Origin of the sequence: Candidatus Angelobacter sp. (assembly GCA_035643775.1) — a bacterium.
Taxonomy (GTDB): Bacteria; Bacteroidota; Bacteroidia; order Flavobacteriales; family Blattabacteriaceae; genus DASQPV01.
On record DASQPV010000016.1, the window covers coordinates 132623 to 146056 of the forward strand.

General features: G+C 31.3%; 27 protein-coding genes and 1 other RNA gene. 27 read left to right on the top strand and 1 reads right to left on the bottom strand.

Annotation, left to right across the window (positions count from 1 at the left end):
• Positions 1 to 14: 14 nt before the first annotated feature.
• The 27 genes from rplC to VE128_00935 all read left to right on the top strand — a co-directional run bounded on the left by rplC (position 15) and on the right by VE128_00935 (position 13087).
• Positions 15 to 644, top strand: coding sequence for a 50S ribosomal protein L3 (gene rplC, locus VE128_00805; protein HZD84077.1), 630 nt, complete (start codon positions 15 to 17; stop codon positions 642 to 644).
• On the top strand, positions 634 to 1260 hold the full coding sequence (rplD, locus tag VE128_00810) for a 50S ribosomal protein L4 (protein ID HZD84078.1): 627 nt from the start codon (positions 634 to 636) through the stop codon (positions 1258 to 1260). Before rplC ends, rplD begins: the two co-directional genes overlap by 11 nt.
• A 13-nt stretch (positions 1261 to 1273) precedes the next feature.
• On the top strand, positions 1274 to 1531 hold the full coding sequence (rplW, locus tag VE128_00815; protein HZD84079.1) for a 50S ribosomal protein L23: 258 nt from the start codon (positions 1274 to 1276) through the stop codon (positions 1529 to 1531).
• Positions 1532 to 1554: 23 nt separating this feature from the next.
• Positions 1555 to 2373 (top strand): 50S ribosomal protein L2, encoded by an 819-nt coding sequence (gene rplB / locus VE128_00820; protein ID HZD84080.1) that lies wholly within the window; start codon positions 1555 to 1557, stop codon positions 2371 to 2373.
• A gap of 11 nt (positions 2374 to 2384) precedes the next feature.
• Complete coding sequence (gene rpsS / locus VE128_00825; protein ID HZD84081.1) at positions 2385 to 2681, top strand: 30S ribosomal protein S19; 297 nt, start codon at positions 2385 to 2387, stop codon at positions 2679 to 2681.
• Positions 2682 to 2687: 6 nt separating this feature from the next.
• On the top strand, positions 2688 to 3080 hold the full coding sequence (gene rplV, locus VE128_00830) for a 50S ribosomal protein L22 (protein ID HZD84082.1): 393 nt from the start codon (positions 2688 to 2690) through the stop codon (positions 3078 to 3080).
• Positions 3070 to 3729, top strand: a complete 660-nt coding sequence (gene rpsC / locus VE128_00835; protein HZD84083.1) for a 30S ribosomal protein S3 — start codon at positions 3070 to 3072, stop codon at positions 3727 to 3729. Before rplV ends, rpsC begins: the two co-directional genes overlap by 11 nt.
• A gap of 7 nt (positions 3730 to 3736) precedes the next feature.
• Entirely contained in the window at positions 3737 to 4171 is a 435-nt protein-coding gene (rplP, locus tag VE128_00840; GenBank protein ID HZD84084.1) for a 50S ribosomal protein L16, read from the top strand.
• Positions 4155 to 4430 (top strand): 30S ribosomal protein S17, encoded by a 276-nt coding sequence (rpsQ, locus tag VE128_00845; protein HZD84085.1) that lies wholly within the window; start codon positions 4155 to 4157, stop codon positions 4428 to 4430. The genes rplP and rpsQ overlap by 17 nt, the downstream gene beginning before the upstream one ends.
• The gene (gene rplN, locus VE128_00850) at positions 4400 to 4768 is read left to right on the top strand and encodes a 50S ribosomal protein L14 (GenBank protein HZD84086.1); all 369 of its coding nucleotides are present in this window, start codon (positions 4400 to 4402) and stop codon (positions 4766 to 4768) included. The genes rpsQ and rplN overlap by 31 nt, the downstream gene beginning before the upstream one ends.
• A gap of 17 nt (positions 4769 to 4785) precedes the next feature.
• Entirely contained in the window at positions 4786 to 5337 is a 552-nt protein-coding gene (rplE, locus tag VE128_00855; GenBank protein HZD84087.1) for a 50S ribosomal protein L5, read from the top strand.
• Positions 5338 to 5349: 12 nt separating this feature from the next.
• Positions 5350 to 5619 carry a 30S ribosomal protein S14 gene (rpsN, locus tag VE128_00860; protein HZD84088.1) on the top strand — a complete coding sequence of 90 codons (270 nt, stop codon included), beginning with the start codon at positions 5350 to 5352 and terminating at the stop codon, positions 5617 to 5619.
• A gap of 13 nt (positions 5620 to 5632) precedes the next feature.
• On the top strand, positions 5633 to 6034 hold the full coding sequence (gene rpsH, locus VE128_00865; GenBank protein ID HZD84089.1) for a 30S ribosomal protein S8: 402 nt from the start codon (positions 5633 to 5635) through the stop codon (positions 6032 to 6034).
• A gap of 12 nt (positions 6035 to 6046) precedes the next feature.
• A complete protein-coding gene (rplF, locus tag VE128_00870) occupies positions 6047 to 6598 on the top strand; it encodes a 50S ribosomal protein L6 (GenBank protein ID HZD84090.1) in 552 nt (183 codons plus the stop codon).
• A gap of 3 nt (positions 6599 to 6601) precedes the next feature.
• Positions 6602 to 6946, top strand: coding sequence for a 50S ribosomal protein L18 (gene rplR, locus VE128_00875; protein ID HZD84091.1), 345 nt, complete (start codon positions 6602 to 6604; stop codon positions 6944 to 6946).
• 2 nt (positions 6947 to 6948) lie between these two features.
• Positions 6949 to 7437: a 30S ribosomal protein S5 gene (gene rpsE / locus VE128_00880; protein ID HZD84092.1), complete on the top strand. Its 489-nt coding sequence runs from the start codon at positions 6949 to 6951 to the stop codon at positions 7435 to 7437.
• A 19-nt stretch (positions 7438 to 7456) separates the two neighbouring features.
• Complete coding sequence (gene rplO, locus VE128_00885) at positions 7457 to 7921, top strand: 50S ribosomal protein L15 (GenBank protein HZD84093.1); 465 nt, start codon at positions 7457 to 7459, stop codon at positions 7919 to 7921.
• Positions 7908 to 9254, top strand: a complete 1347-nt coding sequence (gene secY / locus VE128_00890) for a preprotein translocase subunit SecY (protein HZD84094.1) — start codon at positions 7908 to 7910, stop codon at positions 9252 to 9254. Before rplO ends, secY begins: the two co-directional genes overlap by 14 nt.
• Positions 9247 to 9465, top strand: a complete 219-nt coding sequence (infA, locus tag VE128_00895; protein ID HZD84095.1) for a translation initiation factor IF-1 — start codon at positions 9247 to 9249, stop codon at positions 9463 to 9465. The genes secY and infA overlap by 8 nt, the downstream gene beginning before the upstream one ends.
• A 10-nt stretch (positions 9466 to 9475) precedes the next feature.
• Positions 9476 to 9592: a 50S ribosomal protein L36 gene (rpmJ, locus tag VE128_00900; protein HZD84096.1), complete on the top strand. Its 117-nt coding sequence runs from the start codon at positions 9476 to 9478 to the stop codon at positions 9590 to 9592.
• A 2-nt stretch (positions 9593 to 9594) separates the two neighbouring features.
• A complete protein-coding gene (rpsM, locus tag VE128_00905; protein HZD84097.1) occupies positions 9595 to 9972 on the top strand; it encodes a 30S ribosomal protein S13 in 378 nt (125 codons plus the stop codon).
• Positions 9973 to 9980: 8 nt separating this feature from the next.
• Positions 9981 to 10352 (top strand): 30S ribosomal protein S11, encoded by a 372-nt coding sequence (rpsK, locus tag VE128_00910; protein HZD84098.1) that lies wholly within the window; start codon positions 9981 to 9983, stop codon positions 10350 to 10352.
• 16 nt (positions 10353 to 10368) lie between these two features.
• On the top strand, positions 10369 to 10986 hold the full coding sequence (gene rpsD / locus VE128_00915) for a 30S ribosomal protein S4 (protein HZD84099.1): 618 nt from the start codon (positions 10369 to 10371) through the stop codon (positions 10984 to 10986).
• Between the two features lie 4 nt (positions 10987 to 10990).
• The gene (locus VE128_00920) at positions 10991 to 11977 is read left to right on the top strand and encodes a DNA-directed RNA polymerase subunit alpha (GenBank protein ID HZD84100.1); all 987 of its coding nucleotides are present in this window, start codon (positions 10991 to 10993) and stop codon (positions 11975 to 11977) included.
• An 11-nt stretch (positions 11978 to 11988) separates the two neighbouring features.
• Complete coding sequence (rplQ, locus tag VE128_00925) at positions 11989 to 12369, top strand: 50S ribosomal protein L17 (protein HZD84101.1); 381 nt, start codon at positions 11989 to 11991, stop codon at positions 12367 to 12369.
• 201 nt (positions 12370 to 12570) lie between these two features.
• Positions 12571 to 12789, top strand: coding sequence for a hypothetical protein (locus VE128_00930; GenBank protein ID HZD84102.1), 219 nt, complete (start codon positions 12571 to 12573; stop codon positions 12787 to 12789).
• 172 nt (positions 12790 to 12961) lie between these two features.
• Positions 12962 to 13087, top strand: a complete 126-nt coding sequence (locus tag VE128_00935) for a hypothetical protein (GenBank protein HZD84103.1) — start codon at positions 12962 to 12964, stop codon at positions 13085 to 13087.
• A 210-nt stretch (positions 13088 to 13297) separates the two neighbouring features.
• Here VE128_00935 and ffs read toward each other — a convergent pair.
• An RNA gene (ffs, locus tag VE128_00940) (signal recognition particle sRNA small type) lies at positions 13298 to 13395 on the bottom strand.
• Positions 13396 to 13434: the final 39 nt, after the last annotated feature.

Below are 13434 nucleotides of genomic sequence, written 5' to 3' on the forward strand. Positions count from 1 at the left end.
TATTAATTTTTTTTATGAAAGGTATAATAGGTAAAAACATTGGAATGACCAGTTTATTTGATGAACAAGGGAGAAACATCCCTTCTACAGTTATAGAAGCTGGTCCTTGCTCAATTGTTCAGATAAAAACACTTGAAAAAGACGGATATTCTTCGATTCAGTTAGGATTTGAAGATAAAAATAAAAAAAACATCAGTAAATCTTTACTAGGACATTTTAAAAAAGCAAATGTCTATCCAAAGAAAAAAATAGCAGAATTCTATGTAAATAAATGCGATAAATTAAGATTAGGAGAAAAAATTACTGTAAACTCCTTTAATGTAGGAGAATTTGTCGATGTAACAGGATTTTCCAAAGGAAGGGGCTTTCAAGGAGTAGTTAAGCGACATGGTTTTTCTGGGGTAGGGGAAAGAACACACGGTCAACATAATAGACTTAGAGCTCCAGGCTCTATTGGAGCTGGATCAGATCCATCACGGGTATTTAAGGGGGTTAGAATGTCTGGTAAAATGGGAAATAGAAGGGTTACAGTAAAAAATCTCAGAATACTAAAAATAGACTTGGAAAAAAATCTTCTAATTGTTAAAGGTTCAGTTCCTGGAACTAAATATTCCTACTTAATTCTTAAAAAATATGGAGGTTAAAGTTTTTGATATAAATGGAAAAGAAACAGGACGTAATGTAATTTTGCAGGACCAGGTTTTTGGGATAAATCCTAATACTCATGCTATTAGCATGGAAATAAAGAGATATTTATCTGCACAACGTCAAGGAACACATAAAACTAAAGAACGGAGTGAAGTTTCTGGTAGTACTAGAAAGTTACATCGTCAAAAAGGAACAGGAGGTTCTAGAAAAGGAGATATAAATAATCCTTTATTTAGAGGAGGAGGGAGAGTTTTTGGCCCTAGTCCAAAGAAATACCTATTTAAATTGAATAAATCATTTAAAAAATTGGCTAAACGTTCTATCCTAAGTCAAAGATTGAAAGAAGGTAAATTAAAAGTAATAGAAAATTTTTTACTAAAAAATCCAAAAACTAAGCTATTTTTAGGTATATTGAGTTTACTCAATCTAAGGAAAAAAAAGGTTTTGATGGTTTATGGAAAACCAAATAAAAATTTATTTCTTTCTTCTAGAAATCTAAAAAAGATTAAATTAGCAACCTATAATGAGGTAAGCAGTTATGATCTGTTAAATGCTTCGAACATTTTATTAATGGAAGATTCACTTGAAGAAGTCCATAAAAATTTAATGTAAGTATTTTTGTTTTATGATTTTAATTAAATATTGGATTACAGAGAAATCTGTATATATTGGAAATTTAGGGGCTTTTTACACTTTCTTAGTAAATCCTAATTCTAACAAAATTAAAATTAAAAATGAAATATCCAACTTGTATAATGTTACTGTTAAACGAGTAAGAACCTTCGGATGCTTGAAGCATCGATATGATCGACGTAACAAAATAAAAAAGGCTTTAGTAGAGCTTAAAAAAGGAGAGATTCTTAATATGAGAAGAAAGAGATAAAAGAAGAAAAAAAAAATAATAATATGTCAGTAAAAAGACTTAAACCAACTACTCCATCTCAGAGATTTAAAGTATTGAATAGCTTTAAGGAAATCACTTGCTGTACTCCAGAAAAGTCTCTGACTAAAGGAATACGGAAGAGGGGAGGGAGAAATAATTCTGGTAAAATGACTATTCGTAATGTTGGGGGAGGGCAGAAGAGAAAATATAGGAAGATTGATTATCAAAGAAATAAATTTGGAATTCCTGCTAAAGTGAAAACTATTGAATATGATCCTAATAGATCTTCTTTTATATCTTTATTGTTTTATGCTGATGGTGAAAAAAGATATATTATTACTACAGAGGGTATCCATATTGGACAAAAAGTAATCTCTGGAAAAGAGATGGCTCCTAATTTAGGAAACGCTCTTCCTTTGTCTCAAATACCGCTTGGAGCGTTAATTTCTTGCATAGAATTAAATCCTGGAAAAGGTGCAGTTTTTGCTAGGAGTGCAGGTTCATATGCACAATTATCTTCTAAAGAAGGAAAATACGCTACCGTTAAATTACCTTCAGGTGAAATTAGAAGGATTCTTGCTTCTTGCCTTGCTACTTTAGGTTCTGTATCTAACTCAGATCATCAGTTGGTTAGATCAGGAAAAGCAGGAAGATCACGTAATTTAGGAAGGAGACCTCGTGTTAGAGGTGTAGCAATGAATCCTGTTGATCATCCAATGGGTGGGGGAGAAGGTAAAGCTTCAGGTGGACATCCACGTAGTAGAAATGGGTTATATTCCAAAGGATTAAGAACTAAATCTATTCGATACCAAAAATATTTTATTGAGCAAAATAAAAAGTAAGTATAAAAATTATGGCACGTTCTTTAAAAAAAGGTCCGTTTGTATTTTACAAATTAATAGAAAAAGTTCTTTCAAATAAGAAATACGGAAAAAAAGTTTTGATCAAAACTTGGTCTAGATCTTCTACAATTATTCCTGAATTTGTTGGTCAAACTTTTGCTGTGCATAATGGTAAAAAACATATACCAGTATATATAACGGAGAACATGGTTGGGCATAAGCTAGGAGAGTTTTCTCCGACTAGAATATTTCGTGGTCATTCAGGATCAAAAACTAGATCTAGTAAGATGAAAAAATTAAAAAAATAAAAAAAAATGGGCATTAGAAAGAAAAAAAGTTCCGAAGAACGGAAGAAAAAAAAAATAGTATATGCTTCTTTGAGAAGTAATCCAATATCTCCTCGTAAAATGCGTTCTGTAGTAGATCTTATTAGAGGTGTAGGAATAGAGAGCGCTTTAGGTATTTTGGAATACAACAAAAAAAAGGCCTCTTACTATTTGAGGAAACTTTTGTTTTCAGCTTTAGCTAATTGGAAAATGAAAAACAAAGACATTAGCGAAGAATATTTGTACGTTAAAGAAATTAACGTGGATAATTCGTACTTTTTGAAAAGGCAACGTCCTGTACCTCAGGGACAAGGCCACCAAATAAGAAAAAGGTTTAATCACGTTAGTGTTCAAATAGAAAATAGAAAATATGGGGAATAAAACAAATCCTATATCTAATAGATTAGGTATCATTACTGGGTGGAAATCTAGTTGGTTTGGACTTTATCCAGAAAGGATACAAGAAGATTACAAAATAAGAAAACACATCGAAGCATCTTTATTAAAAGTAATCGTTTCCCTCATTTACATAGAGAGGCGCCCTAAATTTCTAACCGTTACTATTTTTACTTCTCGTCCTTCTTTAGTTATAGGAAAAGGGGGAGAGGAAGTGGATAAGTTAAGAAGAGAGTTAAAAGTAATAACAAAAAAAAAATATATTCAAGTTAATATACATGAAGTTAAACGACCTGAGTTAGATGCTCGTTTAATAGCTAAGAATGTTGCAAGTCAGATAGAGAAAAGAGTTTCGTTTAAGAAAGTAATTAAACAGGCCGTTTATGCGGCTATGCGGATGAATGAGGAGAATAACGTGTATGGTATAAAAATCCAAGTTTCTGGCCGTTTAAATGGAGCTGAAATTGCCCGAACTGAATATTGCAAAGAGGGTAAAATTTCTCTTTCTACTTTCCGAATGGATATTGATTATGCAACAGCAGAAGCTCATACTACATATGGTAGAATAGGGATTAAAGTTTGGATAAATAAAGGGGAAGTTTATGGGAAAAGAGAATTATCAACCATTATCTGATTGACTTATGTTGCAACCTAAAAAGACTAAATATAATAAAAAACAAAAAGGAAGGATAAAAGGAAAAGCAATTAGGGGAACTCAACTTTCATATGGAATTTATGCTATTAAAGCGTTGAGGTCAACTTTGTTAACCTCACGTCAAATAGAAGCTGCACGAATAGCTGCTACTAGATATATGAAAAGAGAAGGAAAGTTAATCATTCGGATTTTCCCTGATAAACCAATTACAAAAAAGCCTCAAGAAGTTAGAATGGGGAAGGGTAAGGGATCTGTAGAATTTTGGGCAGCAGTAGTTAAACCAGGCAGGATTCTTTTCGAAGTTGATGGAGTTGATCTAAAAACAGCTAAAGAAGCTCTTCGCTTGGCTGCTCATAAATTACCTATAAAGACGAAATTTATTATTTCGTATAACATATTAAAATATGAAAAGAAATTCTAGAAAAGAAAGAATAGGGATAGTTTTAAAAAATAGAATGAATAAGACTATCATAGTTTATGATGAGAAAAGGATAAATCATCCCAGATATGGAAAAGGTCTTTTTAAAACAAAAAAATACACTGTACATGATGAAGAAAATATTGCTAATAAGGATGATATTGTAAGAATTATGGAAACTAGACCTCTTAGCAAAAAGAAACGTTGGAGATTAATAAAAATTGAGAAAAAATGTTTCAACAAGAATCTAGACTTAGAGTAGCAGATAATACAGGAGCTAAGATTGCGTTAATTATTCGTGTGCTAGGTGGAAGTAAAAAAAGATATGCCTATATAGGAGATTCTATTATGGTTTCTGTGAAAGAAGCTTCTTCTAAAGGAAGTGTAAAAGAAGGGCAGGTTTCGAAAGCTGTAATTGTTCGAACAAAAGAAAAAATACGAAGAAGTGATGGATCTTACATTAACTTCGATGATAATGCGTGCATACTTTTACATGCTTCCGGCGAAATGCGAGGAACTAGAGTATTTGGCCCGGTAGCTAGAGAATTAAGGAAAAAAGAATATATGAAAATTATTTCACTTGCCACTGAAGTACTTTGACTAAAAAAATATTTTCAATGAACTATTTTCCAAGACTTAAGATCTTATACGAAGAAAAAATTATTCCACTTTTAATGGAAGAGTTTGGGTATCGTTCTTTGATGGAAGTACCAAGACTTAAAAAGGTGGTCCTTAATCAAGGACTCGGAGCATCTATTTATGATAAAAAAATTTTGGAACATGCTTTAAAAGAAATTACAGCTATATCTGGACAAAAATCAGTTACTTGTTTATCCAAACGTGATGAGTCCGGTTTTAAATTACGAAAAAATGTACCCATTGGGTGTAAAGTTACTTTGCGTAATCTTAAAATGTATGAATTTATAGATAGGTTCATTACGGTAGCTTTGCCAAGGATTCGAGACTTTAACGGAGTCAAAACTATATTTGACGGAAAAGGAAATTACAACATGGGAATTTTCGAACAAATTATTTTTCCAGAAATAGATATTGATCATATTAAGAGAATATCAGGAATGAATATTACTTTTGTAACTTCAGCTAAAAGCGATAAAGAGGCAAGGTCTTTATTGTCTTTTTTGGGGATTCCTTTTAAAAAAAAATTATGAAAAAAAAATAATATGGCTAAAGAATCTGTGAAAGCAAGACAAAGAAAAAGAGAAAAAATTGTGCAAAAGTATGCTAAAAAACGTAAAATCTTAAAAAAATCTATGGATTATGAAGGATTGCAGCGGTTGCCAAAAAATGCTTCTCCTGTTAGATTATGCAATCGATGTTGTATTTCTGGGAGAAAAAGGGGATATATGAGGGATTTTGGGATTTCTCGTATAAAATTTAGGGAATTAGCATCTCAGGGATTTATACCTGGAGTTAGGAAGGCCAGTTGGTAATTAATAAAAAAATATGAATATAGATCCTATATCTGATTATTTAACCTGCATTAGGAATGCCTCTAATGCTGGACATAGGATAGTCTCGATTCCTTCATCCAAGATGAAGAAGGAAATAACTAAGATCTTATTTTATCAAGGATATATTTCCGGATATAAATTTGAAGATGAGATAAAACCTATAAGTAAGATAAAAATTTATCTTAAATATGACCTAATTACAAAAAATCCCATTATAAGGTCTCTAAAGAGAGTAAGTAAGTCCGGGTTGAGAAAATATTGCGGTTCTGATAATTTACCTAGTGTTTTGAATGGATTAGGTCTAGCTATTATTTCGACTTCTAAAGGAATAATGACCAATAAAGAAGCCAAAAAAATAAACATAGGGGGGGAAATTATATGTTATGTATATTGAAATGAATCTATAATGTCTAGAATTGGTAAGCTTACGATTAAAATTCCAAAGGAAGTTATTGTAAAAATAGAGGAAGAGAGAATAAAGGTTCTAGGAAAATTAGGAGAATTATCTAAAGAGATTCCTAAAAATCTTCAATTAAGTATTGAAGGAGAAATCTTGTTGGTTAGAAGGTTCAGCAATAACAAGAAGGATCGTGCATTTCATGGTTTATATCGCGCACTAGTAAACAATATGATAATAGGCGTTAAGGAAGGATTTAAAAAAGAACTTGAATTAGTTGGAGTAGGATACAGAGCATCTGCTAGTGCTAGAGATAATATTCTGGAATTAAATTTGGGTTTTTCACACAACATTATCATCAAATATCCTTCTGAAATAAAAATAGAAGCTAGAACTGAAAAAGGTAGAAATCCTTTTATTATTCTTACATCTTTTGACAAACAACTTCTTGGAATGGTTTCTTCTAAAATTCGTTACCTTAGAAAACCTGAACCATACAAAGGAAAAGGAATAAGATACGTTGGAGAAATTATTCGAAGAAAAACTGGAAAATCAGCTTAAATAATGAAAAAGAAAAGTAGAAAAAAAATAAAAAATAGAATTAGAAAGATTTTTGGAACATCCGAAAGGCCAAGGATTTCTGTATTTAAAAGTAATAAAGAAATTTATGCTCAAATTATAGACGATATGAAAGGAATAACTTTGATATCTGTTTCTTCCCGTCAAAAATGTTTTACCTCGTTAAATGGAACAAAAGTCTACTTAGCTGGAGAAGTTGGGAAAGGTTTAGGGGAAAAAGCTAAAAAGTTAGGGCTTGTAAAAGTCGTTTTTGATAGAAACGGATATTTATATCACGGAAGGATAAAATCTCTAGCTGAAGGAGCTAGAGAAATGGGTTTGGATTTTTGAATATGCCATTTGAATTTCAAGAAAGGTTAATTTCAGTAAAAAGAATATGTAAAGTAACAAAAGGTAGAAGATGTTTCAGTTTTAATGCTATTGTAGTTAGGGGAAATGGAAATGGAACTGTGGGATATGGTTTTGGAAAATCTAAAGAAGTTTCTGATGCTATTTATAAAGCTGGGGAAGATGCTAAAAAAAACCTGGTAAAAATACCCAGAATATCTATTGGTACAATCCCACATGAACAAGAAGCCAAATTTGGAGGGGTAAGAATTTTTCTTAAACCAGCTTCACCTGGAACAGGAATACTTTCCAGCAGATCAATAAGAGCTGTTTTTGAATTAGCTGGAATTCCAAATATCTTATCTAAATCTAAGGGTTCTTCTAATCCTTGCAATATGGTTAAAGCAGCTCTAAAAGCCTTAGTTAAAATGAGAAGTGCTTCTGAAATTTCTAAGGGAAGGGGAATATCTATCGATAAAATGTACAATGGATAGTTTTTTAATTGTAAAAATTATGAATTTAAGTAGTTTAAACCAAAGCAATAGAAAAAATAAAAAAAAAAGGTTAGGAAGAGGCCAAGGTTCTGGAAAAGGGGGAACATGTACTCGTGGACATAAAGGAGCAAAGTCTCGTTCTGGAAATTCTAGAAAATTAGGATTCGAAGGAGGACAGATGCCTTTGCATAGAAGAATCCCAAAAGTAGGATTTAAAAAAACTTTTATAAAAAAGTCTACAGTAATTAATATAGATTTTTTACAGTACTTGGTAGATAAAGGAAGAATTAAGGAAGGGAAAAACGTATCGAAAAATGTTTTATTAGATTATGGAATAATAGGAAAAAATGATTTAATTAAAATTTTGGGGAGAGGTGAATTAAATGTAAGACTTACAATATCAGCACATAAGTTTAGTCATAAAGCTGGAACAGCTATTAAAAGATCTGGAGGAAAAATTATTACTATATATGACAGGATTTGAATACTTTTTCAGTTCTATTAAAAATATTTGGAAAATAGAGGATCTACGCTATAAAATAGGAATAACTTTAGGGTTTCTTCTAGTTTACAGATTTAGTTCTTATGTTCCACTTCCTGGAATAAATCCACAAGGGATTTACAATTTTATGGAAAATGTAAATACTGGGGAAAAAGGGCTCCTGCAAATTATCTATTCGTTTTCTGGAGGAGCTTTTAGTAGAGCATCTGTTTTGGCTTTAGGAATTATGCCTTATATATCTTCCTCCATTTTTGTACATTTAATTTCTTTAATTTTTCCTTATCTTAAAAAAGATGGGGAGAGTAGCCTAATCCTAATTAACAGGATAATTAGAATGGTAACAGTTATAATTTGTTTGATACAAGCTCCCACTTATTGTAATATTCTAACAACAAAATTTATTCCTTTTTCCTATGCACCTAAAGCTTATCTCTTGGATCTTTCTATTTATTGGGAAAAAGTTTTTTTTTGGGTTATTTCTATCGTAGTTCTTACAGTTGGCACATTTTTCACAATTTGGATAGGGGAAAATATTACAGATAAAGGAATAGGAAATGGGGTTTCTTTGATTATTATGTCCGGGATTATCGACAGGTTTCCAAACGCTCTTTATACTGAAATAGTTAGTCATTTAGGAGCAAGTGGAGGATTATTTTTTTTGTTTTTTGAATGTTTGTTATGGTTGCTTATTGTTTGCTTTTGCATAATGGTTATACAGGCTGTAAGGAAAGTCCCCGTTCAATACGTTGGGAGTAATCAAAAACAGAATTCTATCATTACTATGCGACATTATATACCATTAAAGGTCATTAGTGTAGGCGTTATGCCTATTATATTTGCTCAGTCTATTATGCTTTTTACAATGATGTTTTCTTCTCATTTAAGATCAACATTTAAAAATGTTTATGGGTTTTGGTATAATTTAGTTTTTTCTATTTTTATTATATTTTTTACATTTTTTTATACAGCTTTAACGATTCCAGTTCATCAGATTACGGATGATCTTAAAAGGGATGGAGGGCATATTCCCAAAGTGAAACCTGGTAAAGAAACTTTGGATTATTTGGATAATATTTTGGCAGTAATAACTATTCCGGGATCATTTTTACTAGTTATTATTGCTATACTCCCTTCTTTTATTGTTAAAATAGGGGTGACTAAGAATTTAGCTTTATTCTATGGTGGGACTTCTCTACTAATTATAGTAGGATCTGTTTTAGATACCATGCAGCAGATTGATCCCTACTTTTTAAATAATCATTATGATATCCTACTCAGCTTGTATCATCAAAAATTATGGAAAAATTATGGATAGGAATAAAGAATACATAGAAATTGACGGAAAAATTATTGAATCTCTCCCTAATGCTATGTTTCGCGTTGAATTGGAAAATAAATCAATAATAACTGCTTATATTTCAGGAAAAATGAGAATGCATTATATAAAGTTATACCCAGGTGATAAAGTGAAACTTGAAATTTCTGCTTATGATTTAAGCAAAGCTAGAATAAAGTATAGATATTGAAATTAAAACTATGAAAGTAAGAACATCATTAAAAAAAAGAAGCGATGATTGTAAATTCGTAAAACGAAAAGGGTGTCTCCGAATAATCAATAAAAAAAATCCTAAATTTAAACAAAAACAAGGTTAAAGATGGCTAGAATTTCAGGGGTAGATTTACCGAAAAACAAAAGGGGGATTATAGGTTTAACCTATATCTATGGAATAGGAAAAAGTACAGCTAGAAAAATTTTAGCTAGGATAAACATTAATGAGAATATTAAGGTGAAAGATTGGTCATATGACCAAATTAACCATATTAGAAAACATATTCTGAATATGGTTAAGGTGGAAGGGGAATTACGTTCATATAATCAGATGAACATAAAAAGACTTATTGACATAAGATGTCGTAGAGGTATTAGACACAAACTAGGTTTATCCGTTCGAGGACAAAGAACAAAAAATAATTGCCGAACTAGAAAAGGTAAGAGAAAAACTGTAGCCAATAAGAAAAAAGCTTTCAAGTAGTAAAAAATATGAAAAAAAAGAAAAAAGTTATTGTAGATTCTGTTGGAGAGGCTCATATAAAGTCTACTTTTAATAATATTATCATTACTCTTACGAATAAGAAAGGAGACGTTATTGCATGGGCTTCAGCTGGTAGAATAGGATTTAGGGGGGCAAAAAAAAATACTCCTTATGCTGCTCAAATAACAGCAGAAACCGTAGCCAAAGAAGGTATGGAATATGGATTAAAAAAAATAGACGTAATTGTACAAGGACCTGGTATTGGTAGAGATTCAGCTATACGTGCCTTAAGCAATACAGGGATTAAAATTCTGGCAATTAGAGATGTTACTCCTTTACCCCATAATGGATGTAGGCCTCCTAAAAAAAGAAGAGTTTAATTTAACAGTTATTTATATGGCAAGATACATAGGACCTCGAGGAAAAATTGAACGAAAATTTGGAGAACCCTTATATGGTAAAACTAAAGCTTTTAGCAGAAAAAAATATCCACCAGGCCAACATGGCTTAAATAGAAAAAAAATAGGAATCGTAAAAAGATCGGAATATTCTATTCAGTTATCTGAAAAACAGAAAGTGAAGCATATATACGGTATATTAGAACGGCAGTTTTTCAATATGTTTGAAAAAGCTTCTAAAAAAAAAGGTGTAACAGGTGAATTACTTTTACAGAGTTGTGAATCTCGTTTAGACAATGTGGTTTATAGACTTGGATTGGCTCCATCAAGAGCTTCAGCACGTCAATTAGTTTCTCATAGACATATTATGGTGGATGATAGAATAGTAAATATACCCTCTTTTAGCTTAAAACCTAGAGATACTATAAAAGTTAGAGAAAAATCTAAAAAACATCCAATAATTCAGAAATCTCTAAGTATGAGAACTCGTCCTATAAATGATTGGTTGTTTTGGGATAGCAAAAAAATGACGGGTATTTTTCAAAGTATTCCAAGCAGGGAACAGATCCCTGAAAATATTAAAGAACAATTAATTGTTGAACTTTTTTCCAAATAAAGAAATGGATTTACAAAATTTCATTAAACCAGATAAACCTTTAGTTTTAAATTCAAACCAAGAATCTGGTCTTTTCCAGATTAAACCTTTAGCTCCAGGTTTTGGTTGCACAATTGGAAATTCTCTAAGAAGAGTTCTTTTGTCGTCTTTGGATGGATTTGCTGTTACCTCAATTTTTATTGAGGGAGTAGGACATGAATTTTCTACAATAAAAGGAGTTCTTGAAGACGTCACTGAAATTGTACTAAATTTTAAAAAAATACGCTTTAAAAAAAGCGGTAATGAGAAAAACATTGAGACTGTTTATGCAAATCTTATTGATAATGAATGCGTAACAGCTGGGTATCTAGAAAAATTTATGACTTCATTTAAAGTAATGAATCCAGATTTAATTATTTGTCACAAATATAAATCTGAACCGCTCTCTATTATTTTTACTATAGAAATAGGGATAGGATATGTTCCTGCTGAAAATAATAAGAAAAAAGAGTCGTCTTTAGGTACTATATTCATGGATTCTATTCATACCCCTATTAAAAATGTTAAATATTCTATAGAAGAAAAATATTGTTTGTTGAAAAAAAAGAATTTGGAGACCCTATTGCTAGAAATAAAAACGGATGGCTCCATTTCTCCAGAAAAGGCCTTAAAAAAAGCTTCAAATATATTAATGCAACATTTTTCTATTGTTTCTGACGATATAAGAAAAACTTCTGAAGAAGCTAAAAAGGAGGATACTGAAAAAATTTGGAGACTGTTAAAAACAAATATTTCTGATGTAGAAAATTTAGGAAAACGTACTTTGAACTGCTTTAAATCAGCAGGAATAAAGACTTTTTCAGATTTAGTTTCTTATAATGTAGAGACTATTCTTAAATTGAAGAATTTTGGTAGAAAATCATTGGAGGAATTAGAATCTGAAATGAAGAAAAGAGGTTTATATTTCGGAATGGATCCATCGAAAGATCTTCTAAATATAGATGAAAATTAAGAATAACATCAATGAAACACGGAAAAAAAATAAATCACTTAGGAAGAATTTCATCACATAGAAAAATTATGCTAGCTAATTTGGCTAATTCTCTTCTTAAACATAAGAGGATAAATACTACTCTAGCAAAAGCTAAATCATTAAGGAGGTATATAGAACCAATGATTTCTAAAAGTAGAAAGGGAGATATTCATTCTATGCGAATGATATTTAAACGGTTACATAACAAAGCAATGGTTGCTGAACTTTTTAACTCTATTTCAGAAAAAGTATCTAAGCGGCCTGGAGGTTATACAAGAATTATTAAAACAGGGTATAGATTGGGAGATGGAGCAGATACTGCTATTATTGAAATAGTTGATTTTAATGAAACATACAAGAAAATCAGATGAGCATTTGCCCGTCAAATATTAGATTCTATCCTACTATTGAAGTGGATAAAATGGGGTATACTCAGGTAATGGTGTTTTAAAAGCTGTAAAGCATGTGAATGAAATAATTGCTCCAGAAATAAAGGGTCTGGATCAAAGTCTTTTATGGATCAAAGTCTTTTAATGATTGATATTGACGGAACAGAAAATAAAAGTCGTCTTGTGCTAATGCTATTATTGGGTTATATAGGTGGAATAAATGCTTATACTATGCCTGATGATGAATATAGTTTATGGTTGATGAAAGGCCTTCATTCTCCTATTTCTTTTCAAGAATTTATGATTGTTCCAGTATCAGCGTGGAAATTTTTCATCAACTATCTTACGTACCTAAGTATCTCAGTTGGAGATGAAGGTGGATTTTCATTAATTTTACTGTAGATGCTATAAAAATAAGGATATAAACCTGTTAATGCTTGCTTTAGATTGCGCTTCTTCCGATAGACGGAAAATATGATTATACTCGTTTTGAAGGTGAAAAAGGTTGTTTACGTTCGAGTGAAGAACAAGTGAATTAAGCTTATTGAAAAGTATCCAATTATCTCTATTGAAGATGTATCAAAACATTGAAGATGGATCAAAACGATTGGGAAGGATAAAAGATTTAGTAGGCGATGATTTATTCGTTACAAATATTTCTAGATTAAAGGAAGGAAGATTAAAGGAAGGATATTTCTAGATTAGATTAAAGGAAGGAATAGAAAAAACAGTTTCAAAAAGGTGAAGGGAGACGGTAATTAATTATGCCTCATACATAATTATACGACGATAATACCTCATCGTTCTGGAGAAACTGAAGATTATCGGTAGCTTTTAATGTTTCTACTGGATCACAGATCGCCTTGGCGACAATTGAAGAAATACTAGTAGCGTCTGCTTTTTTTCCTAAATAGCAGGTACCTACACCAAGTCCGCTCTACCGTTTTACCTTTGCTTCATTCCTGACCTGGAGGATTTTAACAGGAGCTTGCTTGTGCAGGTACCCCTACAAAATAAGCAAATTAAAGTCAGCGTATTAATTTTTCT